Origin of the sequence: Thermodesulfitimonas autotrophica, assembly GCF_003815015.1 — a bacterium.
In the GTDB taxonomy this organism is placed as follows: Bacteria; Bacillota; Desulfotomaculia; order Desulfotomaculales; family Ammonificaceae; genus Thermodesulfitimonas; species Thermodesulfitimonas autotrophica.
This window is the reverse complement of the sequence record NZ_RKRE01000003.1, coordinates 247,797-270,669: the sequence shown is the minus strand read 5'-3', so window position 1 is coordinate 270,669 and position 22,873 is coordinate 247,797. Positions and strand designations below refer to the sequence as shown.

The following is a 22,873-nucleotide window of genomic DNA, read 5'->3' as shown; positions in this document are numbered from 1 at the left end:
GCTACATACCCCCTAAAAAATAATTTTCCCGTCCCCAAACTTAGGGACGGGATAAGTTTTTCCCGCGGTACCACCCTAATTGACCCTTAAAAGGCCCGCTCTTTCCAGGATACGGGAAGCCCCTCGTGGCGCCTCCGATATCCCCTCCCTTTTAACGGTGGGAGCTTCCGGCCCGGACTACCCACCCCGCACTCAACCCAACGTGCGCGCGCAGGGCTTCACCCGGCAGCTCCAGGGTGAACTTCGACCTGATAAGCTTCGCCGGGCTCGCACCCTCCCCGGCTCGCTGGGCAAGCCTTACCAGACCTACTTTACCCCTTCACAGCCTTTAACCTTATGACGTAACTTTGAAAGCAATAATACCATATCCGGAGGCCGCAGTAAAGAAGCCGGCGCAAAAAATTTTTACGTTTGCAAAACCGACCAAAAAGGCCGGTGCACCTCCTTTACAGCGGCCACGGCAGCCGCTATCTGCGGGTGCACGCGGGCGACCGGCACTTTCTCCCGCGCCTGCACCACGGTGGCCGCCGCACCTTCCAACCAAGCCGTCAGAACCGCCGCCACGCACTCCCCAAGGCCCCGGAGATCGTACCCTCCTTCAAGAACGCCCACCAGCCGCCCCGCTGCGTACTCATCGGCCACCCACCGCACCAGCACCGCCATCTCCCTGTAGCCGTCCGGGGTCAGGTTCATGCCCGCAATCGGGTCGCCCCGGTAGCCATCCTGCCCGGCCGAAACCAAAACCAACTCCGGCCGGTATACTGCTGCCACCGGGAGAAGGATCTGCTCAAAAACATACCGCATGTCAACATCCCCAGTAACGTTGGGGAGCGGCACGTTGATGTTGAACCCGGCCCCGGCGCCCTCACCCACGCGCTCGGCCCACCCCGTCCCGGGGTACCCGGTCGCGCTGTGTACCGAAAAGTAAAGGACGCCCGGATCTTCGTAAAATACCGCCTCGGTGCCGTTACCGTGGTGGTAATCCCAGTCCACGATCAGAATCCGCCCCAGGCCGTATTTCTGGGCCGCGTAGCGGGCCGCTACCGCCACGTTGTTGAAGAGACAGAACCCCATCGCCCGGTCCGGCAGCGCATGGTGTCCCGGCGGCCGCACCAGCGCGAACGCCCGGTGCACCTCACCCGCCATCACCGCCTCGACCGCGGTAAGCGCCCCGCCCACCGCCAGCAACGCCACCTCGTAACTCGCCGCGTTGGCAAAGGTGTCCGGATCGAGGTGGCCACCACCCGCCCGGCAAAAGGCTTCAACCCGCTCAATGTAAGCGGAAGAATGGACCAACGCTACTTCTGCCGCGGTTGCCGCGCGGGGTTTAATCGCCTCTATCTTCTTCCAGATTCCCTTCTCTTCAAGCACCGCAAGCGTTTCGGTCAGCCGCTCCGGGCACTCCACGTGCCAGCCAGCCCCGTGGCGCAGGTAAGCTGGGTCGTAAACGAGTCCTACGTCCATCTTACCCCCTCACCCCCGCCGCCCGATCTGGTTTTTATCGGCCTTCGCTATCCCTTATCCCGCCCGAAGACGTGCCGGGTCATTACCAAGATCCAGTTCCAGTGAAGGTAAAGGTGCAGGAGCACCAAGCCCGCGAAAATCAGCGCCAGCCACTGATGGATGTTTGTCGTAGTTAAGGCGCGCCTTGTTCACGGCCCCAAGCCCCCTAAGACTCTTTATATTCCGGCAAAACGCGGTAAATCTCCTGGAATGCCGTAAGCTCTTTACCCCGGTAACTCTCGTAAATCTCGTGGAGTGTAGGCTCAACCTTACGGAAAACATCGAGCACCTCCGGATCGAAATGCTCCGGCTTCGTCCTTCCGTCTCCCTCTAAAATAATGCGCCGGGTAGTCTCCCGGTCGAAAGCAGGCTTATAAGGACGCTCACTCCGTAAGGCATCGTAAATGTCGGCCAGCATCACAATCCGCCCCGCAAGGGGTATCTGTTCACCCCGCAAGCCGTTCGGGTAACCCGAGCCGTCGTAACGCTCGTGGTGGCTCAACGCAATCTCCTCTGCCGCCCGGATGACATCCGAGTTGCTCCCGGCCAGAATCCGCGCCCCGATAGTAGTATGCGCTTTCACCACCTCAAATTCCTCCGGCGTGAGCCGGCCCGGTTTCAGGAGAATCCTGTCGGGGATCCCCACCTTGCCGATATCGTGCATCGGACTGGCCAACGATAAAAGCTCCACTTCCTGGGGCGAGAGCCCGAGCGCCTCCGCAATCACCTGAGTGTAAAGCCCTATCCGGCTGATGTGGCGGGCCGTATCGCCATCCCGGTACTCGGCCACAACCGCCAGGCGGTAAAGGATTTCGTAGTAACTCCGCTTCAACTCCTCGTGCGTTCGGAAGAGCTCCGCCGTGCGCTGCCGGACCAGCCTCTCTAACATGATGCTCTGGTCCTGGAGAAAATCCTGGTACTCCTTGACCCGGAGCAGGTTACTAAGCCGCGTTACGAACTCCGCCTTGTCTACTGGCTTATCGAGAAAATCGCTGGCGCCGAGAGCCAGCCCCTTAATCCGGGATTTTCGGTCACCGATTGCGGAAACAATCAGGATGGGGACATTAACGCCTTCAGGCAACGCCCTGATCCGCTGGCAAACCTCGAAACCATCCATTCCCGGCATCATAATATCCAGCACAACCACATCGGGTTTCAGCCGCCGGAAAAGTTCGAGCGCCATTTGACCGTCCGTTGCTTTAGCTATAGCGACGCCCTCCTGAGCCAGCATTACCTCGTAGAGTTTGAGCGCCTTTTCTTCATCATCCACCAAAAGGACCAACGGCTGCCTGACTTTCATTCTGCAACCTTCCTTTCACCCTCTAAGAAGTCCCGCACCACCTGCAACAGCTCGTTCCTCTTAATCGGCTTGGCCAGGTAGGCATCGGCCCCTGCCGCAAGCACCATCTCCCGGTCACCGGGCATTGCCAGGGCCGTAACTACCACTACGGGGATATGCTTGGTCGGCCCGTACGCCTTCAGAATCCGGACTGCGGAAATACCGTCCATCTCCGGAAGATGAATGTCAAGAATTATCAAATCAACTTTTTCTGTTTCTGCCAACCGAATTCCTTCCGGAGCCCCGGGTGCCTCCCAAATTACATAGCCCGCTTGTTCGAGAATAACCCGGTAAAGCTTCCTGGCTTTCGCGTCATCGTCGATCACCAGGATCTTTTTCATTGGTTTCCTCCGTCAATGATATGTCTGGTCAACGTCCAGGTCCTCGCGCGCATAGGCAAGAAGCGGGAAGTAAACGGTGAACCGGCTTCCCTTCCCTACCTCGCTCTGGACGCTTACCGTACCGCCGTGCAGTTCCGCCAGTTTTTTCACCATTGCCAGGCCGAGCCCAGTACCTGAATAATGGCGGGCAAGAGAACTGTCGAGCTGCTCAAAAGGCTTGAAAAGCCGCGGCAAGTCTTCTTCCGGAATACCGATACCGGTATCCCAAACCGTGACCGCAAGCACGTTACCCTCAATTTTTGCCTCTACACCTACTTTACCGCCGTCGGGTGTGAATTTGAAGGCATTCGACAACAAATTGAAGAGGATCTGCCGGAACTTCCGCCCGTCCAGGACCCACCCCGACACGCCTTCGGTTGAAACCTCCACCTGAATGCCGTGCTTAGCTGCCTTCTCCCGAAAGAGCAGCACCGTTCCCCTGATAAAATCAGCTACGGGTATCTCCTCAAGGTAAAGTTTTTCTTTCCCGGCCTCAATCTTCGCCAGATCCAGGATATCGTTAATCAAAGAGAGGAGGTGTTCCCCGCTTTCCATAATGTCCCGGAGGTACTCCCTCGCTTTCTCCGGCATGTCGGGGAAGGAATCGCTGAGGAGGACATCGGTGAAACCAATGATCGTATTAAGCGGCGTCCGTAGTTCATGGCTCATCATGGCCAGGAATTCGCTTTTAAGCCGGTTCGCCCGCTCGAGCTCCATATTTATCTCTTTGAGCTCCCGCGTCCGCTCCTCCACGCGCCGCTCCAGGTCCTCGGCCATAGCCAGGACCTCCTGGTGGAGCCGCGCGTTGCTGAGCGCCACACCGGCGTGGGCCGCAAGGAGCCTGACCGCCGCCTCGTCCGCCTCCGTTATTGCTCTCTTAGAGCTCCCGATACAGAGCGCCCCGATTACCCGGCCATCCCCGAAAACCGGCACCCCCAAAAAGGCCGTGATGGCGCGGAGCGGCCGGCAAGAGGAGAACGCAATATCCGCTTCGGTCAGCCGAACAATGTCCCCTTTTTCGAAAACCATCGCCGCTAAGCCCCCTCCCCCCGCTTTACCCATTACCGCACACTCCCGGCTTCCCTCCCCCGCCGCGAAGAAATCTGTCCCTCCCTCTTCAGATCTGAGATGCAGGCAGGCACAATCGGCCTCGACAACCCGCACGACCGACTGGACTAATTTTTCCAGGATTACCGGAATCGAAAGGTTACGGGTAACGTCAACGGCCGCCTCCCCTGCCGCCTCGAGGAGCCGGGCCTTTTTCTCCTCCGCGCGGCTCTGCGCTTCCCGCAGGGCCGTTACCATCCGGTTAAAACTCTGGTAAAGCCTCCCGACTTCGTCCCGGCGGGCCATCTCCCCCACCTTTACCGCAAGGTCACCCGCCGCTACGCGGTCCGCCACCGTTGCCAACTGGGCTACCGGCCGCGCCACCGCACCCGCCAAGAGTCCTACAGCGAACAGGGAAACCAAAAAGACCGCCAAGCCGGTCAGGACAAAAATATCGGTAACCCGGCCGAGACCTTCTAAGAGAACCCGGCGCGGAACGCTGTAAGCGACGGTGAAATAATGGTTGTCGTAGGGCCGGTTGAGGTAAACGCGGATAAAGCCGTGAAGGTGGCCGGCATCGGAAAACTGAAAATACTCATCTTTTATGCCGATAAGCGCTGCAAGGTCCGGCGCCACATCCTTAAGAGTAACCGTTCCCGAAGTCTCCCCCGAGAGGTTTTCGCCGGCCTTCCCCCGGTACAGAACCCTCCCTCTCGGGTCAACAAGGTAAATAGTGCCCTCCCGGATAACGGCAGGAGAATTCCGCAGCAGCGCGACAAAATCCGTATCCACAATCACGGCCCCGGAAGTCCGGCCTTCTCCAAGGACCGGTGCCACGGTGCAGAGGAAGGGCCGCATAGCGCCTGTTTTCTTATCCGGCACTAAGTGGATGTTGGCGGTTGCCCTCGTCCCGGCACCCGGTTCCACCGCTTCCTGAAAGCAAACACACTCGCGCCACGGTTTCGCCGGGGCGGAAGCAGCGCCGCCTTGTTCACCGCGCCAGACCTCCCTGCCGTCCGCCCGCGCCACAACCACCCTCACCAGCGCAGGTTCCGCTGCAAAACCCTCATTTACCGCCGCCGAAAAGCGGTTCACGGCGCTCTGGGGCGCACGGCCACCTGGCACGCCGCTTAAGAGTTCCCTCACTTCGGGAAGGTTGGCAAGGTAAAGGGTTCGCTCCTTGATATCCGCAATCCGGTGCTCTACCGCCCGGTGCGCCCAGTACTCAAGCTCCACTTCCAGCCGGCCGACAAGTTCTTGCTCCAGGACCTTTCTACTCTCGTAGTAGGTCCGGATGCCGAGAACGGAAAGGGCAGCCAACATGATTAGCGAAACAGCCGCCATGAGTTTGCCCTTAATCCCTAAGCGCATACGCGACAAAGCCACCAGAGATAACTTCTTATTGTAAAAATCGACATACTCTGGAACATTTTCGACTAAACTTGCGATATTCCTTCCTGAAAGCGCTCTGGTGCGTAAAAAAAATTGGGCAGGGATAGCTTACCCCTGCCTCCAATCCCTCACTTTACTTCGCCGGTAGCTACCTTTTTACCTCCAGAAGACGCCGCGCACCGACAAGGTGGGAACTCCAGTAAGGCTCAGTAAGCGCGTCCACCCGCACGCAACCACCACAAGAACTGGCATGGATGAAGCGTCCGTCGCCACAGTAGATCGCCGCATGATCGATACCGGAGCCTGAAGTGTGGAAGAAGAGAAGATCTCCCGGCATGAGTTCCGCGCGCGCCACCGGAACACCGCAGGAGTACTGGGCAGCAGCCGAATGAGGCAGGGCCACACCAAACCGGCCGAAAACGTGTTTCGTAAAGCCGGAGCAATCAAACCCGGTCGCGGGGCTCTCTCCTGCCCAGCGGTAGCGGATCCCGAGGAGAGAACGAGCGTAAGTAAGAAGGTCGTGAATATCGTCGCCGGAGCGTGCCGGAAGCGGCGCCCGGCGTGCTGCCGCTCTGGCTCTTGCCGTCTGCCCCGGAGTCCCTTGGGGTCGCGGAATCCGGAGCACCTGTCCGGGTTTGAGCGCCTCTGAGCGCAGGTTATTCGCCTGCTTGAGCGCCGCCACGCTGGTGCCACAACGCCGGGCAATCACCCAGAGAGAGTCGCCCTGTTTGACGGTGTAGTAACCTGGCGCCGCAAACGCTGGTGGGGGAAAAGTAGATACTGTCGTTAGGAGGGAAAGTGTTGTGGCAACCGCTACCATAGAAGAAAGTTGTCGCAGCCGCCGGAAAATCCGCTTTAAAAGCTGGCCGGAACACGCAAAAACCAAAGTTACCACCCGTAGTATCTTATTTTCCTACACTCTTCGACGTGCCCGGCCATTCTCCTTGTGGACAAGAAATCTTTTATAACTTTCCGTTCCGGTCAGCGCCTTTTCCAGCGCTTCCGCCTCGTTTGGCAGGCTTCCTTCCTGAACCCGCTGGAGCAGGTCGTCAAGCACCCGCTTCACCTGCGGGCCCTCGCCTAAATAACGGGCCACGACCCGGCCGCTGAGCGCCAGGTCTGCCGGGTAAAGCGGCACCCGCATTAAGATATCCGCCACCAGAACCCGTAACCGTTCGTTTTCCGCCAGACGCTCCTCAGGCCGGACCTTACCGCCGCGCAAATCCGCTTCCCGCAGGGTCAAAAGCTGCGTGACCGCGCCCGCCAACTCCTCCCGGTCCTTAAAATCGGGGGATAAGCGCCGCAGCCACTTCACTACGTTTGCTTCCTTCGCCGGTGGAAAAGTCATATGGTGCCGGATGAGCCAAACGACGCGCCGCGCGCAGGTCGTACTCACCCGCAGGCGGCCCAAGATTTCTTTCGCCATCAGGCTTCCCACCTGCTCGTGACGGTAGTCCGCAAGTTCCCCCCGTTTGTTGAGTGTCCGCACGCCGGGCATTCCTTTCGCGATATCGTGGAGCAACGCCGCCCACCGTAAAGCCGTGTCCGGCGGGATTAACTCAACCACGCGCATGGTGTGCTCCCAAACGTCGTAGGCGTGGTAGCGCGGATTTTGCGGCACGCCGTAAAGCCGGGCCAACTCCGGCAGTACGGGGACCGTTTCTTCTTTTCCCGCCGTCCGTGCCCGGCACCTTGTTGACAGAAGGCCCGTTTCCCGGAGGAGGGCAAAGCCGCGGGCGGGATGCGGGCTTAAAAGGATCCGCTCTAGCTCCTCCCTAATCCGCTCCACAGATAAGCCCGCCACCCGGTCGCGGGCACGGACAATCGCCGCGCAGGTGCCCTCCTCTACCTGAAAGCCGTACTCCGCCGCAAACCGGCAGGCACGAAACGGGCGCAGGGCGTCTTCCCGAAAGCGCTCGTCCGGATCCCCGACGGCGCGCAAAATCCCCCGGGACAGATCCTCCCGCCCGCCGAAGGGGTCGTGAAGCTGCCCCTGGCGGTCGAAGGCCATGGCGTTCACGGTGAAATCCCGCCGGGCGAGATCCTCTTCCAGCCGCGAAAGAAAATCTACCTTCTCGGGCCGGTGGGCGTCCGCCCCGTAAACCTCGGCCCGGAAGGTAGCCACTTCGATCTCCATGCCGTCAACAAGAAAGGAAATGACCCCGAAAGCGGCGCCTTTGGGATACGCTTTCAGCCGGAACCTTTGGGCCAAGCGCAAAAGTTCCTCCGGACGGGCGTCTGTCGCCACGTCGTACTCCCGGGGCGCGCGCCCGAGTAAAATATCCCGGACGGCCCCGCCGACAACAAAAGCCTGAAAACCCGATTCTTCAAGAAGCTGTAGGACTTTCTCTACCGGCACCGGAAACAAGCACAGCCCCCCTAATCCTTGCCCTTAATAACCGCAAGCGGGCGCATCCGGACCACCTTTTTGGTGATCCCCACGGCAACCAGAGTCTCGACTACCTGCTCGATATCCTTGTAGGCCAGCGGCGCCTCGTCGACCACTTCCCTGTAGTTTCGCGTGTTATAGAGCACCTCGCCCATCGCCCGTTCGAATTCTTCGCGGGTAATCTTCTTCTCCGCGGCCGTCCGGGAAAGGAGCCTGCCCGCGCCGTGGTTGACGGAGAAGAAGGTTTCCGCAGCCTTTTCCGTCCCCACTAGCACGTAGGAAGCCGTCCCCATACTTCCGGGGACCACCGCTGGGTGGCCCGTATCCCGGTAAACCGGTGGGTTTGCCGGGTGGCCGGCGCAAAGCGCGCGGGTAGCACCCTTGCGGTGGACCAAAAGCCGCCGCCCGTAGTGTTTTTCCCACTTCGCAATATTATGGGCGACATCGTAAACGGGCCGCATTCCTATGGCCTCCGCTGAAAAACCGAGGACATCGCCAAAGGCACGCACGACATCGGTCATGATGATCTGCCGGTTAGCGAAAGCGAAATTCACCGCGCAGGCCATTGCTTTGTAGTAATCCTGCCCCTCACGCGAATCGATTGGCGCCGCCGCCAGGCCCTTGCTCGGCAGCTCAATTCCGTATTTCGGTGCCACCGCTGCCAGCCGCTTCGTGTAGTCGGTGCAGATTTGGTGGCCGAAGCCCCGGCTACCCGTATGAATCATTACCGTGAGCTGGCCGCGAAAAAGGCCGAAGCGCGCTGCCAGTTCCGGGTCGTAAACGTCGGTTACCTCCTGAATCTCAATGAAGTGGTTACCGCCGCCAAGCGTCCCTAACTGCACGGAGCCGCGCGCGCAGGCTTCGCGGGAAACGGCCGCGATGTCGGCCCCAGGGAGACAACCCTCTTCCTCGATGTACTCTAAGTGTCCCGGCGCGCCGAAACCCGCCTCGATCACCGCCTGCACGCCCCTGTGGGCCACGTCCTCGAAGATGTGCGCCGTCAATCCCTTGTGTTTTCCTTTTTTCCCTACGCCCGTCGGCACGTAATCCTCGATCCGCTCCATCAGCCGGCGGAGAAGCGGCTTATCGAAATCCCGGGCCAAAAGGTCGCTGCGGATGAGCCGCACCCCGCAGTTGATATCCATACCCACCGCGCCGCAGGAGATCACGCCGTCCGGCGCTACAGCCATCACGCCGCCAATCGGGAGCCCAAACCCTTCGTGAATATCGGGCATCCCGATTACCGGCTCCACCACCCCAGGCAAACAGGCCGCGTGCATCAGCTGCTCCAACGATTTATCCTCCCGCAAATACGGCAGGAGATGCTCGTTTACGTAAACAACCGCGTCCACCCGCATTTTCCCGTGGCGCGGCAAGCGGTAACGGTTAAGGCCGTCTCTTTTCAGCTCCATACTGACCACCCCGGAACATTTACAAATAAACCCGCGGCACCCGGGCGCCCACACCACACACAACCTCGTAGTTAATCGTGCCGATCTTCGCGGCGACCTCATCCACCGGCAGGCACGCTTCGCCCTGACGCCCGAAAAGGAGAACCTCGTCTCCCGGCGCCACGCCGTCAATCCCGTTGACCGCTACGATAATCTGGTCCATACAGACCCGCCCCACCACCGGCGCCCGTTTCCCACGCACTAAGACTTCCCCGCACCCGGAAAGCAAACGGCTGTAGCCGTCGCCGTAACCGACCGTCACCGTAGCTAAAACCTCAGGCCCCGCGGTCCGGTAGGTCCAGCCGTAGCTCACTGGGAAGCCAGCGCCGACCCTTTTCACTTGGGCCACCCGCGCCTTTAAACTCATCACCGGAGAGAGTTTTACCCCGCGGCAAACCGGTGAAGGGTAAAGGCCGTAAAGCATAATCCCGGGACGCACCATATCCAGATGCGTTTCCGGGAAACGAATCAGGGCCGCGCTGTTTGCCGCATGCCGGTAGCGAACCGTGAGTCCCTGCCGCTCAACCTCCCGGCAGAAAGCAAGAAACCGCTCGAGCTGCCACCGTGTCGGTTCTTCGTCTGCCATATCGGCACAGGCAAAGTGGGTAAAAAGCCCCTCCACCTCCACCCGTGGCAACGCGGCAATGGCAAGGGCGGCGGCCACCCCGGTACCATCGGCGGGAAGGCCCAGCCGGCCCATACCCGTATCCACCTTAATGTGAAGGTGGAGCCTTTTTTTCTCTTGCTGGGCGGCCCCCGCTAACAGCCGGGCAACATCCGCATCATAGGCGGTAAGAGACACGCCGGCCGCAATCAGCGCCGCGCATTCGTCGGGATAAACATACCCTAAAACTAAAAGGGGCGCCGTAACTCCCGCCCGCCGAAGCTCCAACGCCTCCCCGCCCCTGGCAACGCCCAGCCAGTCCACTCCTTCGGAAACGAGCGCCCGGGCGACCGGAACTAGCCCGTGGCCGTAAGCATTCGCCTTCACTACGGCCATCACCGCCGCCCCGCCGGCCAGGCGCCTCACTTCCCGCAGGTTGGCAGATAGTGCCCCGAGGTCCACCTCAGCCCAGACCGGATACGCCATTCACAACCTCCCTACGCCTCTCGATCTCCCGGCAGGCGGCCGGCAAAAAGCGGCAGATATCGCCGGCCGTAAGCCCCATCTCTCCCGTCTCGCCCGCCGCAAGATCCCCCGCCCGCCCGTGAAGGTGGACGGCCGCGGCGGCAGCTCGGAAGGGATCGAGCCCCTGCGCGATCAGGGCCGCAACCACGCCGGTGAGCACGTCGCCGCTACCGCCCGTCGCCATACCCGGATTCCCGGTAGTATTAATACCCAGGTAACCATCCGGGCTTGCGACCACCGTCCGGGCACCTTTTAAAACGACCACCGCCTGCCATTCCCGGGCCGCTGCCGCTGCGCAGCCGACCCGGTCTGTTTCCACTTCCGCCACCCTTTTACCCGCTAGCCGCCCCATTTCCCCCGGGTGCGGGGTAACCACCAGCGGCGCCGCCCGCTCCGCCGGCAGACCGCCCTCGCCCGCGAAAGCGTTAAGCCCGTCGGCGTCGACCACTAGCGGGCAGACAGCCGCCCGGACCAGCTCCTGGACCAGCGCGACCGTTTCCGGATGCTGCCCGAGTCCCGGCCCCAGCGCTAAAACCGCCTTCTTTTTTAAAAGCGCCGCAACCACCGGAAGGGCTTCCCGGCTCAACGCCCCTTCCGGCGTCTCGGGCAGGCCGGCGGTCATGACCTCGGTGAGCTTGCCCGCCGCCACATCCTGCAGGCTGCGCGGCACGGCCAGCGTTACCAGCCCCGCCCCGGTTCGCAGCGCCGCCTGCGCCGTGAGACACGCCGCCCCAATCATCCCGCGGGAACCGCCCACAACCAGAACGTGGCCGAAATCCCCTTTGTGGGCGGTGGCCGGGCGCGGCGCAAACCAGGAAGAAACCAGTTCTGAGGTCAAGAGGTACCGGTCAGGCGCCGCTTCGTCTGTAAGGACCCGCGGCAGCGAAATATCGGCCACTACTAACTTCCCGCGGTACTCTACGCCGGGATCGAGCACCAAACCAATTTTGGGGAGACCGAAGGTAACCGTTACCGTCGCCCGGATGCAAGGGCCATTGACGCGCCCCGTATCGGCCTCCAGACCCGAAGGCAAATCCACCGCCACCACCGGCTTGCCTGCGGCGTTAACCGCTTCGATCGCCCTGCCTACCTGACCCGTCGCCTTTCCCCGGAAACCCGTCCCGTAAAGGGCATCCACCACGGCATCCGCCTGCAGCAGCGCAATTTTTAAAAGCTGCAGGCTCCCGGAAGTAGCTAACTGAAAATACTCCTGGCCCAGGCGCTGCCAGATCGTGAAATTAACCGCTGCGTCGCCCGTGATCTCCTCCGGGGCGCAGGAGAGGAAAACCTTAGGCGTCGCCCCCCGCTGGAGAAGGTGGCGCGCCGCCACGAAGCCGTCCCCGCCGTTATTCCCCTTCCCGCAAAGAACAACAACCCTTTTTCCCCCGAGCCCGCCTAACAGTCTTTCGACCGCGTCCGCCACGCTGCGGCCGGCGTTTTCCATCAACACTACACCGGGGATCGCGTACTCCTCCATCGCCCGGCGGTCAATCTCCCGCATCTCCCGGGCCGTAACCAGGCGCAAAAAACGCCCCCCCTCCCTCAGCAACGGCAAAGGCTACCGCCGCACCGCCCTCGTGGGCGATGCTCAGGTGTAACCGCCGCACCCCCCGCTGTTCCGCCGCCGCGGCCGCCCGGCCCCGCAGCAAAACGTACGGGCGGCCGTGCACGTCGTTCAAAATCTCTACTTCACCAAATCCGGCGCCTACGCGTCCCGTACCGAGCGCCTTCAACACCGCCTCCTTGCCCGCAAAGCGCCCCGCCAGGTGCAACATTTTCGCCGCCTTCTGCGCGCAGTAGGCTTGCTCGGCCGGGGTGTAAACCCGGTTCAGGAAACGCGCCCCCCAGCGCGCATGCAACCGCTCAATCCGCGCCACCGATACGATGTCCGTCCCGATGCCGATCAGCACCGCCCGCTTCCCCTTCTCAGAAGCCGAGAATCCGCCGGAGCTTCTTCGCCTGCGCCCGCGAGAGCGGCACTTCGCTCCGCTCTTTATCGTCCACAACCAGCGAATAGGTCCCGTTGAAGAACGGGATAATCTCCTTAACCTTGTGGAGGTTCACGATAAAACACCGGTGCGTCCGGAAAAAGATGGTGGGGTTGAGCCGGGCCTCAAGCTCCTTCAAAGTGAAGTGGAGCAGGTACCGGTCGGCGAAGGTCTTAACGTAGACCGCGTCCCCCTCGGTAAAAATATAGACGATATCGCTCTCGTTCACCAGCACCGTCTTCCCGTTTTTCTCGGCAGGGAGGCGCCCGATCCGGATGGCTGGTTCCGCCTGCGTAGCAGCCTCCGCACCGTTACCGGATTCGCGCATCAGTTTCAATACCTTGTTTACCGCTTTACGCAAACGCTTCTCGTCAATCGGCTTCAGGATGTAGTCGACGGCGTTCACGTCAAAGGCCTTTACCGCATACTCGTCGTAAGCGGTAACGTAAATCACGTGGGGCGGGTTCGGCAGCTCCTGAATCACCGCGCCGAGATCCAGGCCGCTCATCCCCGGCATAGCAATATCCAGAAAGAGAACCGAATAATCGAGCGCCTTGATAAGCGACAGGGCTTCCTGCGCGTTGGCGGCCTCGCCGACAATCTCCACGTTGTCGATCTTCGAAAGCGCGTACCGCAACTCCTGGCGTGCGGGGTACTCATCATCAACGATTAACGCTCTTAGCTTCAAGAGCGCCTCCCTCCTTGCTCTCGCCCAGCTGTTTCGTCAGCGGGATGCGAAATTGCACTACCGTTCCCTTGTTCGGCTCGCTCGTCACCTGCAAACCATAGTTCTCGCCAAAAAGACCCTTCAGCCGCTCGTTCACGTTTGAAAGACCCACACCGCTTCCGGAACCGAAGCCCGGAGTGAAGATCTTCGGGAGGATCTCCGGGGGAATCCCCACACCGTCGTCCGCAATCTCCACCGCCATCTCGTCACCCACCCGGCGCACCGCAATCCGCACCGTGCCCGGATCGACCTTCGGCATGATGCCGTGTTTGATCGCGTTTTCCACCAACGGCTGCAAGGTGAGAATCGGTATCTGGTAATCAAAAAGGCTCTTATCAACGCTCCGGACAATCCGGAGCTTCTCCCGGAAACGGGCCTTTTCCAGCACCAGGTAGGTGTTAACGCAATCCCATTCCTCCCGGAGCGTGGTGAAGTGCCCCGTTGATTTCAGCGCGTGCCGGAAGAAAGAGGCCAGCCGGATGAGCAGCCGCCGGGCGGTCTCCGGGTTAGTCCGGCTGAACATCACGATGGTGTTAAGCGTATTAAAAAGGAAGTGCGGGTTGATCTGGGCCCGCAGCGCCTCGAGCTCCGCCTTCATCGCCAGCTGCGACTGCCGCTCTAGCTCGGCAAGCTCCATCTGGACCCCTAAAAGCTGCGCAATGCCGATCGCCAGGTTAATCGTAATCTGCGGCAGTGGCCCTTCCTCCGTCCGGTAGAGTTTGAGGGTCCCCACGACCTCGTCGCGGCACTTGAGCGGCACGATCACCACGGCACCTAACGGGCACTGGCAGTCCTTTACCGGGCACTGGAAATCCGCCCGTCGCTCCACAATCTTGATCTCTCCGGTCAGGATCACCTGCTTGGTCGCGTGGGTTACGATCCCGCCACCGGGAGGGTGGCGCTCACAGCCAGGACCTAAGAAAGCAAGAATCCGCTCCCGGTCGGTTATCGCCACCGCCGGCACATCGCCGATCCGTTGGATGATCTCGGCGATTTTGTGGGCCGTCTCTTCGTTGAGACCGTGGCGCATGTAGGGCAAAGCCGCATCGGCGATCTTGAGCGTCGGGTCGATGGTCTGGCTATCCATCCGCAGCGTAGCCCGCTGCCGGGCCTCGCTCTGTCGCAAAAAGAAGAAGGTGAGGGAGTTGACGCCCGCCAGGACAAGCGCCGCCAACCAGAAATGCGGCCAGACGGCCACAACCAACCCCAACAGCAGAAACTGCAAAAGAACCATTTTCGTCGCCGTGTCCGCCGCTGCCTCTTTCAGAAAGCGAACCATAAGCAACCCTTTCAATAACCGGCTATCTGTTTAAAATATACTATAAAATACCTTGGCCGTAAACGACATTCTTCGGGAGTGGGGCCGCAGGCAAGACGGCTCATAACCCGCTTTTCCTGTGAACACTATAGAGACAGCAACCAGAGAGAAGTTGCGTTATTTCCAGTTGCTTTTCCCGGAGCTTTTATAGTAGAATAAAAGCAAGGGCGCGTAGCTCAGGGGGAGAGCGCGTGACTCACATTCACGAGGTCGGAGGTTCGAAACCTCCCGCGCCCACCATTTTAGGAGTAAAAGGGGCTATCTCTCCCATATAGTCCCTTTTTCTTTTCTTCCGGCCTCAGGCGGCTATCCTCCTTCGGCCCCCGGATAGCCCGGAAAAAAATCTGCAAAAGGCGCTAATTGAGGAGGAATAAACCTCATATTCATAGAATTAGTTTATCACTTTTTAAGCTTGGGGGAGGAGAAAGCAGATGGGTAGAAAGGTTACGGTTTCGGTAATCAAAGCAGACGTTGGCGGTTATGTCGGTCACTCAAGCGTTCATCCGGAGCTGTTAGAAAAAGCACGGGGCGTGCTCTCGGGCAGCCCGTTACTGATAGATTTCCACGTGACCCACGTGGGGGATGACATCAACCTTATTCTCACCCACGAACTCGGCCGCAACAACGGAGAGATCCACCAGCTCGCCTGGGATACCTTTGTTGCCTGCACGGAGGTGGCGAAAAAGCTCAAGCTCTACGGCGCCGGGCAGGACCTCCTGGCTGACGCTTTCTCGGGTAATATCAAGGGCCTAGGGCCGGGCGTGGCCGAAATGGAAGTCGAGGAGCGCGAAAGCGAGCCGATTGTTATCTTCATGGCGGACAAGACGGAGCCCGGCGCGTGGAACTATCCCCTTTACAAGATGTTCGCCGACCCGTTCAATACCATCGGCCTGGTAATCGACCCCAAAATGCACAACGGCTTTGTTTTTGAGGTGCGCGACCTTATCGAAGACAAAAAGATCATGTTCCACGCCCCCGAAGACATCTACGATATGCTGGTCTTCATCGGTGCGCCCGGCCGCTACGCGATCAAACGGATTTTCCACAAGGATACCGGGCAGATCGCGGCCGTTTCCAGCACGCAGCGGCTCAACCTTATGGCGGGGCGCTACGTGGGTAAGGATGACCCGGTCTGTATCGTCCGGTGCCAGAGCGGCTACCCGGCGCTAGGCGAGGTTTTAGAGCCCTTCGCCCACCCGCACCTGGTTTCGGGCTGGATGCGGGGGTCGCACAGCGGCCCGCTGATGCCGGTAGGTCTCCGGCAAGCGACGCCCACGCGCTTTGACGGCCCGCCGCGGGTGGTGGCGCTCGGCTTCCAGTTAGCCAACGGGCGGCTCGTCGGACCGCAGGACCTCTTCGACGACCCGGCCTTCGACCGGGCGCGCAACCTCTGCAACCTGATCGCCGATTACATGCGCCACCTCGGTCCCTTCGAACCACACCGGCTCCATCTTGACGAAATGGAGTACACCACGATGCCGATGGTGATGAAGAAGCTCAAAGACCGGTTCATTGACCTCCGGATGCTTAAAGCCCAAAAGGCCAAGGCCGAACAGGAAAAGCAAAAGGCAGAAAGCTAACTCGCAGCTATCTAGAAAGCTATTATCTAGAAAAAGAGGAGCAGCGGCCCCCACAACAGGGCCGCTGCTTTTGCTTTCGGAAGGGCGGGCAACGTTACAAAAGCTTATCCCGCTCCATGTCACTCACCCCGGCCTCGCCGAAGGTCGCCATCTCTCTCAGGATCTTCGCCGCCGCCTCGACCACCGGCATCGCCAGCGCCGCCCCCGTGCCTTCGCCGAGCCGCAGGTTCATGTCAAGTAAAGGTTTGAGCCCCAGCGCCGCGAGCATATGGCGGTGCGCCCGCTCTTCAGAAAGGTGGGAGGCGATCATAAAGTCTTTCGCCCGCGGGCAGAGACCAGCCGCAACCAGCGCGGCCGCGCCGGTGATAAAACCGTCCAGCAGCACGGGAACCCGCCGGGCCGCAGCGCCGAGGATTACTCCCGCTAAGCCCGCGATTTCCAGCCCCCCGACTTTTGCCAGCACGTCAAGCGGGTCTGCCGGGTCCGGGCGGTTCACCCGCAGGGCTTCCGCCACCACTGCCCGCTTGCGGGCCAGCACCGCGTCGTTCACCATCGTTCCTCTGCCTACCGCCTCCGCCACCGGAATTCCCGCCAGCGCGCAGAGAATGGCGCTCGAGGGTGTGGTGTTGCCGATGCCCATGTCGCCCGTCGCAAGAAGGTCGGCGCCCTGCGCAATCTCTTCCTGCGCGATTTCGATGCCGGTTTCCACCGCGCGCACCGCCTCTTCCCGCGTCATCGCCGGCCCGCGCGCGATGTTTCCCGTACCGGGCCGGACCTTCCGCACCAAAACCCCCGGCCACGTAACCTCTCGCGCTACACCGATATCCACGACCACCACCTTTGCACCTACGTGGCGGCCCAGAACCCCGATGCCGCCGGTGCCGTCAAGGAAGCGCGGCAGGATCTGATAGGTGATCTCCTGCGGCGCCCCACTCACCCCCTCCGCGACGACGCCGTGGTCGCCCGCCATCACGATCACGCTCTTCGCTCTGATCTCCGGGGCGGGGCGCCCGGTAATCCCGGCGAGCTGCACCGCCAACTCCTCCAACCGCCCCAGGCTCCCCGGGGGTTTAAGCAGGCTGTCCACCCGCGCCTGCGCCTGCGCCATCGCTTCCCGGTTAAGTTCCCCGATGGCCGCGATAGTCTGGGAAAGAAGCACGCAAACCACCTCCGCTTAAAATTTAGCGCTGACGACCGCAACACGCCCACGCTTAAGCCGCGCCTGCGGCCGGGGAGAACTAAAAAACAAAAGCCCACGCTGCCGTGGACTTTGCCATCATCCAAGGCCGGACCCCGGTGCCACGCCGGAGCTGAGCGCACAGCAGGCAGGTCTCCTGGCTTCGGATCATCACCCTGAACCGCTGCCTTCCCGGCTTTTAACCAGTGGCCTCTCTTGCGGTCTGGCTCCCCGTTACAGTGGCGGGACCGCGCCGGACTTGCACCGGACTTCCCTATTCTCCCCCACCAGCACCCACCAAGTCTGCGTGCTGGGCGGGGCACCTGCTGTGGAAACTTTATTTAAGGTGATGGTTGTCACTGACCGCTTTCCGTCGTGCGGGCCCAGCCGCTCGTTCCGGCCCGACACGCAGAGCGGTCTCCCTTACTCTTTCTGCGGCACCCGGTCGAAAAAGATATTCTTCCCGGTGGCCGCGAGCGGCACCCCGAGTACAACGTCGGCGTCGATGAGCCCGAGACGCCGCGCCACCACGCCAGCGCGGTACATCACCCGGTTATCGACGTTGAAAAGCGCCGCGGTTTTCACGGCCGAACCGAGCGCAATGCCCATGTCCATCGCCCGCCAGAAGCACTGCGGCCCCCGGAACTCCGGGCCCGCGTGCGGCGCCGCATCCTCGCAGCGCGTAAAGCCGCAGGCACCGCAGTTAAGCCCCAAGGGTTTCGCCTCCTTTAGCCCGATGAGGAAAACGGCGGCGGCACGGCGGACACTCTCCCCGTCCCGGTCGAAATCCTTCTTCCCGGTCTCGCGCCCGTAGGCCACCATCGCGTCGGCCAGGCGGCCTACCGCTTCACCGGTGAGGGTATGGGTGACCAGGTAATCCTGCCCGAGCGACTTCGGCGCCGTTTTTGCCGCCAGCGTCATGAAGCCGGCCACCTGCGCCACAATCTCTTCCACGCGCTTCTCCCTCGCCATTTTTTCCAAAAGATTAGCCGGTAGCGACCCGTTTGTCAAGGGCCAGCAAGCAGGGTATAATCCACCTGCCGGCAGGAAATAAAAAGGAAGGCGCGAATTAACCTCTCATACGAAAATGCAGGGAGCGGGAAGGATGGCCGCAAAACCCCCGTCGCGGTTCCGCGTGGCGGTCTGTCAGCTCGACGTGCGTCATGATAAGCGGGAAAACCTTGCGCGGGCCAGGGAACTCGTCCACCGCGCCGCCCGGCGGGGAGCAGAACTTGTGGCTCTGCCGGAAATGTTCGTCTGCCCCTACGCCGCCGAACTCTTTCCCCGTTACGCGGAAAGCTACCCCGGCGGTGAAGCCCTACAAATGCTCAGCCAGGCGGCACGGGAGGAGCGGCTCTACCTCGTCGGCGGCAGCATCCCCGAGCGAGAGGGTGACAGGCTTTACAACGCCTCCTTTGTCTTCGATCCCGAAGGGAAGCTCATCGCCCGCCACCGCAAAGTCCACCTCTTCGACGTCGACCTTCCCGGCGGCTTTTCCTTCCGGGAATCCGCCACCTTAAGCGCCGGAAGCGGGCCAACGGTTTTTTCCACCGCCCTCGGAACCATCGGGGTGGCGATCTGCTTCGACATCCGCTTCCCCGCCTTTTTCCGGGAGATGGCCCGCCGCGGGGCAGAGGTTATTGTGATCCCCGGAGCTTTCAACATGATTACCGGCCCGGCCCACTGGGAGCTCTTACTCCGGGCCCGCGCGGTGGATAACCAGATCTATACGGTGGGGGCAGCGCCAGCCCGCAACCCGGCTGCCCCTTACGTGGCCTTCGGTCACTCGATGGTGGTGAGCCCCTGGGCAGAAGTTATCGCCCGCGCCGGGCCGGAGGAAACCATCCTCACGGCGGAAATCGACCGCGAATACCTCAAAAATATCCGGCAAAAGCTGCCGCTTGCGGCAGAAAAAAGTGCTGCGGAGGGATGTTCAGGTGACCGGAACGGAAAAGGAAACGGCGTTTGACCTGCTCATTATCGGTGCGGGCCCGGCGGGGCTTGCCGCCGGCATCTACGCCGCGCGGAGCGGACTTAAAGCGGTGATCATCGACAAAGGGGCGGCCGGGGGGCAGGTTCTCGCGATCCCGGCAGTGGAAAACTACCCGGGCTTCCCCAAAATCGCCGGCTGGGAATTAGCGGAAAAGTTAGCCGCCCATGCCCGCAACTACGTCCCCATTAAGGAAGGCGAAGAAGTTAAGGCGATCAACACGGGCGAGATTATCACGGTCGTCACCGACCGTGACCGTTACACGGCCCGGGCCCTCCTCTTCGCTACCGGCGCCGGCCCGCGGCAGCTCGGCGTTCCCGGGGAGGCAGCCTTTTCCGGGCGCGGCGTGAGCTACTGCGCCGTCTGCGACGGCTTTTTCTTCAGAAATAAGGCGGTCGTCGTGGTCGGCGGCGGGAACGCCGCTTTAACCGACGCGCTCTACCTGAAAAGCCTGGGTTGCGAAGTGACGCTCATCCACCGGCGGGACGAGTTCCGCGCGGAGCACCACCTAAAGGAAGCGGTGAAACGCGAAGCGATCCCGGTTCTCTGGAACAGCGTGGTGGAAGAAATCCGCGGGGACGAAGCGGTCACCGGCGTCCTGGTGAAGAACCTGAAAGAGGGAACAACGCGGGAAATCCGCACCGACGGCGTCTTCATCGCCATCGGGGAAAAGCCGAACACGGAGCTGGCAGCCAGCATCGGTGTGGCGCTTGCTGACGGCTTTATTGTGGTTGACCGGAGCGGCCGGACAAACATCCCCCGCGTTTACGCCGCGGGAGACGTGACCGGCGGTGTCCGGCAGATCGTCACCGCGGTAAGCGAGGGGGCCACCGCAGCGCTCGCGGCTTTTACGGACCTGACGAAACCCTACTGGTCGCCGCAGCAATAGCCCTCCCGGGCCACCCGCGCCGCGCGAGAAAAGGGTTGTCCCGTGAAACGGGCGCGCGGGAGGGAAACAGGCGGCAGCGGCCGCTGGTGTTGGCCCCAACCGGGCCTATTTAAAAAGGGGGGGGTTACCCGTGATCCTGGTAACCGGTGGCACGGGACTTGTGGGCCGGGCCGTGGTCCAGGAACTCCTGCAAAACGGCTTCGCGGTGCGCTGCCTCGTGCGCGATCCCGCCAAAGCCCGTTTTGTCTTAGGGGATGGCCCCGCGTTCGCGCCTGGCGACGTCACCGACTACCCCTCGCTCCAGCGCGCGGCAGCCGGCTGCGCAGGGGTGGTGCACCTCGTCGCCATCATCCGGGAGCGGGGCGCCGCCACCTTCCGGCAGATAAACGTGGCGGGAACCGCGAACGTCGTCCGGGCAGCCACCGCAGCCGGTGCACGGCGCTTCATCCATATGAGCGCGCTCGGCGTGAAGCCCGGGCCGGCCTACCGCTACGCCCACTCCAAGTGGGAAGCGGAGGAGATCGTCCGGAACAGCAGCCTGGCGTGGACGATTCTCCGGCCGTCAGTGGTTTTCGGGCCCGGCTTCGGCTTCTTCGACCGGATGGAGCAATCGGTGCGCTTCTCCCCGCCGCCTTTCGTCTTCTATCCCGCCAGCAAGACGCTCTTTCAGCCGGTTGCCGCCGCGGATGTCGCCCGCTGCGTTCGTTTGGCCCTTGAAGACCCGCGCACCATCCGGCGGACTATCGACCTCGGCGGGCCGGAACACCTCACCTACCGGGAGATGCTGGACATCTTTCTCGCCGCGAAAAAGCTCCGGCGCCTCAAAATTCCCGTGCCCGTCTGCCTCCTGCGTTTGGTGGTTCCCGTGATGGAAAAGCTCCTTCCCGACCCGCCCGTTACCGCGGTCGAACTGAAGCAGATGGGTTGTAGCAGCGTAACCGCTCCGGACAGCGTGGAAAAAGAGTTCGGGTTTAAGCCGGCAGGGCTGCGCGAGGGGCTGGCCGCTCTCTACAACGGGAAAAGGGGATGATCGCCGGTAGAGGGGAACCCGTCGTCCAGAACCGCTTCTGCCGCCGCGATGACCCCTAAAATCACGTGCTCCTTAGAGAGCCCGCCCTGCAGGTATACCGCGTACGGCTCCCGCACCGGGGCGTCCGCGGTAAACTCGAGGGAGGCGCCCTGGATAAAGGTGCCGGCGGCCATCACCACCGCATCCTGATAACCGGGAAGCGGCCCGCCTTCAGGACGGACGTGGGCGTCAACTGGCGAGGTAGCCTGGATCGCCCGGCAGAAGGCCAGGAGCTTTTCCGGGGAGCCGAGGCGAATGCCCTGCACGATGTCGCTGCGCGGCTCGTCAAAGCGGGGGAGAACCTCAAAGCCGAGCCGCGCGAAAAAATGCGCCGCGAAAACCGCGCCCTTGAGCGCCTCGGCCACAAAATGGGGCGCCAGGAAAAAGCCCTGGAGGAAGAGGCGCTGGCAGTCAAGCGTGGGCCCCACCGACCGCCCCAGCCCGGGAGCGGTGAGCCGGCTCGCCGCCAACTCGACCAGCTCTTCGCGCCCGACCACGTAACCGCCGGTGGGGGCAATACCGCCGCCCGGGTTTTTGATGAGGGAGCCAGCGCAGAGGTCCGCGCCGACCGCAGGGGGTTCCGCCTCTTCCACGAACTCGCCGTAACAGTTGTCCACGATGACCACCGTCGCAGGGCTGATCTCCTTGACCAGCTTAACCAGCGCCCCAATCTGCTGCAGGCGCAGCCCGCGCCGCCAAGAGTAGCCTCCGGAGCGCTGGAGCAACACCGCCCGGGGCCGCCGCGCCAGCGCGCGGGCCACCGCCCCCTCGTCTACGGAACCGTCGGGTAGCGGCTCAACCTGCGTGTAGCGCACCCCCCATTCGGCGAGCGCCCCGGGCGCGCCGGAAATCACCTTCTCCAGAGTGTCGTAAGGTTTGCCCTGCACCGACACTAACTCGTCACCCGGCCGCAAAACCCCGTAGAGGCAGAGTGATAAGGCGTGCGTGCCGGAGACGATCTGGGGCCGGACCAGCGCCGCCGCCCCGCCGAAAACCGCCGCGTAAACGGCTTCGAGCGCCTCGCGCCCCGCGTCCCCGTAGCCGTAGCCGGTCGAGCCGCGCAAATGAAAGTCGCTGACGCGTGCCGCGTGATAAGCCGCCAGCACCCGGCGCTGGTTCTCAAGCGCCAGGTTATCGATGCGGCACCACAGCGACTTTACCGCTTCAAGCGTTTCCGCCGCCAGCAGCTTCAGGTCCCGCACCACGCCCAAAACACCGCTTCCCGGCGCCTATCCGTTCGCCCGCGGTTCCTGCGGCTGCGGCGCGGTGCTGATGGGACGGGCCGGGCTGACCGTCGAAATCGCGTGCTTATAAACCATCATCTGGCGCCCTTCGCTATCCAGGATAACCGTAAAACTGTCAAAGCCCCTCACTACACCCTTTAGCTGAAAACCATTTACCAAAAAGACGGTGACCGGAACGTTTTCCTTCCGGACCTGGTTCAGAAAAGCATCCTGCAGGTTGATCTGGGTTTTAGACATCTCTTGTTACCTCCGTCTCTCTTT

Annotated in this window: 20 protein-coding genes, 1 tRNA gene, 1 riboswitch and 1 other annotated feature; of the genes, 5 read left to right on the top strand and 16 right to left on the bottom strand. The window is 61.7% G+C overall.

Annotated features, from left to right (window positions below):
• Nucleotides 1–39 precede the first annotated feature (39 nt).
• Nucleotides 40–332: a binding site (T-box leader), on the bottom strand.
• Nucleotides 333–405: 73 nt separating this feature from the next.
• The 12 genes from EDD75_RS08795 to EDD75_RS08735 all read right to left on the bottom strand — a co-directional run bounded on the left by EDD75_RS08795 (nt 406) and on the right by EDD75_RS08735 (nt 14,624).
• A complete protein-coding gene (locus EDD75_RS08795; RefSeq protein ID WP_123931211.1) occupies nt 406–1,464 on the bottom strand; it encodes a histone deacetylase family protein in 1,059 nt (352 codons plus the stop codon).
• A gap of 205 nt (nt 1,465–1,669) precedes the next feature.
• A complete protein-coding gene (locus EDD75_RS08785; RefSeq protein ID WP_123931209.1) occupies nt 1,670–2,803 on the bottom strand; it encodes an HD-GYP domain-containing protein in 1,134 nt (377 codons plus the stop codon).
• Nucleotides 2,800–3,183, bottom strand: a complete 384-nt coding sequence (locus EDD75_RS08780) for a response regulator (RefSeq protein WP_123931207.1) — start codon at nt 3,181–3,183, stop codon at nt 2,800–2,802. Before EDD75_RS08780 ends, EDD75_RS08785 begins: the two co-directional genes overlap by 4 nt.
• A 12-nt stretch (nt 3,184–3,195) precedes the next feature.
• Nucleotides 3,196–5,640, bottom strand: a complete 2,445-nt coding sequence (locus EDD75_RS08775) for a sensor histidine kinase (RefSeq protein WP_170157781.1) — start codon at nt 5,638–5,640, stop codon at nt 3,196–3,198.
• A 169-nt stretch (nt 5,641–5,809) separates the two neighbouring features.
• Nucleotides 5,810–6,547 (bottom strand): C40 family peptidase, encoded by a 738-nt coding sequence (locus tag EDD75_RS08770; protein ID WP_123931203.1) that lies wholly within the window; start codon nt 6,545–6,547, stop codon nt 5,810–5,812.
• 27 nt (nt 6,548–6,574) lie between these two features.
• Nucleotides 6,575–8,020 carry a CCA tRNA nucleotidyltransferase gene (locus EDD75_RS08765; RefSeq protein WP_245963162.1) on the bottom strand — a complete coding sequence of 482 codons (1,446 nt, stop codon included), beginning with the start codon at nt 8,018–8,020 and terminating at the stop codon, nt 6,575–6,577.
• Between the two features lie 20 nt (nt 8,021–8,040).
• Complete coding sequence (locus EDD75_RS08760; protein ID WP_211328164.1) at nt 8,041–9,462, bottom strand: RtcB family protein; 1,422 nt, start codon at nt 9,460–9,462, stop codon at nt 8,041–8,043.
• 19 nt (nt 9,463–9,481) lie between these two features.
• Nucleotides 9,482–10,591, bottom strand: a complete 1,110-nt coding sequence (gene alr, locus EDD75_RS08755) for an alanine racemase (protein ID WP_123931199.1) — start codon at nt 10,589–10,591, stop codon at nt 9,482–9,484.
• On the bottom strand, nt 10,569–12,155 hold the full coding sequence (locus tag EDD75_RS08750) for an NAD(P)H-hydrate dehydratase (protein WP_123931196.1): 1,587 nt from the start codon (nt 12,153–12,155) through the stop codon (nt 10,569–10,571). The genes alr and EDD75_RS08750 overlap by 23 nt, the downstream gene beginning before the upstream one ends.
• Nucleotides 12,118–12,540 (bottom strand): holo-ACP synthase, encoded by a 423-nt coding sequence (acpS, locus tag EDD75_RS08745; RefSeq protein ID WP_123931193.1) that lies wholly within the window; start codon nt 12,538–12,540, stop codon nt 12,118–12,120. The genes EDD75_RS08750 and acpS overlap by 38 nt, the downstream gene beginning before the upstream one ends.
• A gap of 16 nt (nt 12,541–12,556) precedes the next feature.
• Complete coding sequence (locus EDD75_RS08740) at nt 12,557–13,306, bottom strand: LytR/AlgR family response regulator transcription factor (protein ID WP_123931190.1); 750 nt, start codon at nt 13,304–13,306, stop codon at nt 12,557–12,559.
• The gene (locus tag EDD75_RS08735) at nt 13,281–14,624 is read right to left on the bottom strand and encodes a histidine kinase (protein WP_123931188.1); all 1,344 of its coding nucleotides are present in this window, start codon (nt 14,622–14,624) and stop codon (nt 13,281–13,283) included. The genes EDD75_RS08740 and EDD75_RS08735 overlap by 26 nt, the downstream gene beginning before the upstream one ends.
• Nucleotides 14,625–14,828: 204 nt before the next feature.
• Here EDD75_RS08735 and EDD75_RS08730 point away from each other — a divergent pair.
• Nucleotides 14,829–14,903 (top strand) — tRNA-Val (locus EDD75_RS08730).
• Nucleotides 14,904–15,094: 191 nt separating this feature from the next.
• Nucleotides 15,095–16,243, top strand: coding sequence for a fructose-1,6-bisphosphate aldolase/phosphatase (gene fbp, locus EDD75_RS08725; protein ID WP_123931184.1), 1,149 nt, complete (start codon nt 15,095–15,097; stop codon nt 16,241–16,243).
• A gap of 94 nt (nt 16,244–16,337) precedes the next feature.
• On the opposite strand, the gene cobT is transcribed toward fbp, so the two are convergent.
• Both cobT and EDD75_RS08715 read right to left on the bottom strand, forming a co-directional pair.
• Entirely contained in the window at nt 16,338–17,402 is a 1,065-nt protein-coding gene (cobT, locus tag EDD75_RS08720; protein ID WP_123931181.1) for a nicotinate-nucleotide--dimethylbenzimidazole phosphoribosyltransferase, read from the bottom strand.
• Nucleotides 17,403–17,550: 148 nt separating this feature from the next.
• Nucleotides 17,551–17,762: riboswitch (cobalamin riboswitch) on the bottom strand.
• 81 nt (nt 17,763–17,843) lie between these two features.
• Entirely contained in the window at nt 17,844–18,341 is a 498-nt protein-coding gene (locus EDD75_RS08715) for a ferredoxin domain-containing protein (protein ID WP_211328183.1), read from the bottom strand.
• Nucleotides 18,342–18,525: 184 nt separating this feature from the next.
• Here EDD75_RS08715 and EDD75_RS08710 point away from each other — a divergent pair, with 184 nt between their 5' ends.
• The 3 genes from EDD75_RS08710 (at nt 18,526) to EDD75_RS08700 (ending at nt 21,329) form a co-directional block, all read left to right on the top strand.
• On the top strand, nt 18,526–19,389 hold the full coding sequence (locus tag EDD75_RS08710) for a carbon-nitrogen hydrolase family protein (RefSeq protein ID WP_123931175.1): 864 nt from the start codon (nt 18,526–18,528) through the stop codon (nt 19,387–19,389).
• Nucleotides 19,358–20,299: a thioredoxin-disulfide reductase gene (gene trxB, locus EDD75_RS08705; protein ID WP_211328163.1), complete on the top strand. Its 942-nt coding sequence runs from the start codon at nt 19,358–19,360 to the stop codon at nt 20,297–20,299. The genes EDD75_RS08710 and trxB overlap by 32 nt, the downstream gene beginning before the upstream one ends.
• Nucleotides 20,300–20,429: 130 nt before the next feature.
• On the top strand, nt 20,430–21,329 hold the full coding sequence (locus tag EDD75_RS08700) for an NAD(P)H-binding protein (protein ID WP_123931169.1): 900 nt from the start codon (nt 20,430–20,432) through the stop codon (nt 21,327–21,329).
• Here the strand turns inward: EDD75_RS08700 and EDD75_RS08695 are convergent.
• Nucleotides 21,308–22,573 carry a methionine gamma-lyase family protein gene (locus EDD75_RS08695; RefSeq protein WP_123931975.1) on the bottom strand — a complete coding sequence of 422 codons (1,266 nt, stop codon included), beginning with the start codon at nt 22,571–22,573 and terminating at the stop codon, nt 21,308–21,310. The genes EDD75_RS08700 and EDD75_RS08695 overlap by 22 nt on opposite strands.
• Before the next feature lie 24 nt (nt 22,574–22,597).
• On the bottom strand, nt 22,598–22,849 hold the full coding sequence (gene hfq / locus EDD75_RS08690; RefSeq protein WP_123931165.1) for an RNA chaperone Hfq: 252 nt from the start codon (nt 22,847–22,849) through the stop codon (nt 22,598–22,600).
• Nucleotides 22,850–22,873 lie beyond the last annotated feature (24 nt).

Bases quoted from the DNA above. Each gene is read 5' to 3' on its own strand.
- EDD75_RS08780 (WP_123931207.1), bottom strand. From the start codon at position 3,183: ATGAAAAAGATCCTGGTGATCGACGATGACGCGAAAGCCAGGAAGCTT.
- alr (WP_123931199.1), bottom strand. From the start codon at position 10,591: ATGGCGTATCCGGTCTGGGCTGAGGTGGACCTCGGGGCACTATCTGCC.
- hfq (WP_123931165.1), bottom strand. From the start codon at position 22,849: ATGTCTAAAACCCAGATCAACCTGCAGGATGCTTTTCTGAACCAGGTC.
- EDD75_RS08710 (WP_123931175.1), top strand. From the start codon at position 18,526: ATGGCCGCAAAACCCCCGTCGCGGTTCCGCGTGGCGGTCTGTCAGCTC.
- EDD75_RS08715 (WP_211328183.1), bottom strand. From the start codon at position 18,341: ATGACGCTGGCGGCAAAAACGGCGCCGAAGTCGCTCGGGCAGGATTAC.
- fbp (WP_123931184.1), top strand. From the start codon at position 15,095: ATGGGTAGAAAGGTTACGGTTTCGGTAATCAAAGCAGACGTTGGCGGT.
- EDD75_RS08785 (WP_123931209.1), bottom strand. From the start codon at position 2,803: ATGAAAGTCAGGCAGCCGTTGGTCCTTTTGGTGGATGATGAAGAAAAG.
- EDD75_RS08760 (WP_211328164.1), bottom strand. From the start codon at position 9,462: ATGGAGCTGAAAAGAGACGGCCTTAACCGTTACCGCTTGCCGCGCCAC.
- EDD75_RS08735 (WP_123931188.1), bottom strand. From the start codon at position 14,624: ATGGTTCGCTTTCTGAAAGAGGCAGCGGCGGACACGGCGACGAAAATG.
- EDD75_RS08775 (WP_170157781.1), bottom strand. From the start codon at position 5,640: ATGCGCTTAGGGATTAAGGGCAAACTCATGGCGGCTGTTTCGCTAATC.
- EDD75_RS08795 (WP_123931211.1), bottom strand. From the start codon at position 1,464: ATGGACGTAGGACTCGTTTACGACCCAGCTTACCTGCGCCACGGGGCT.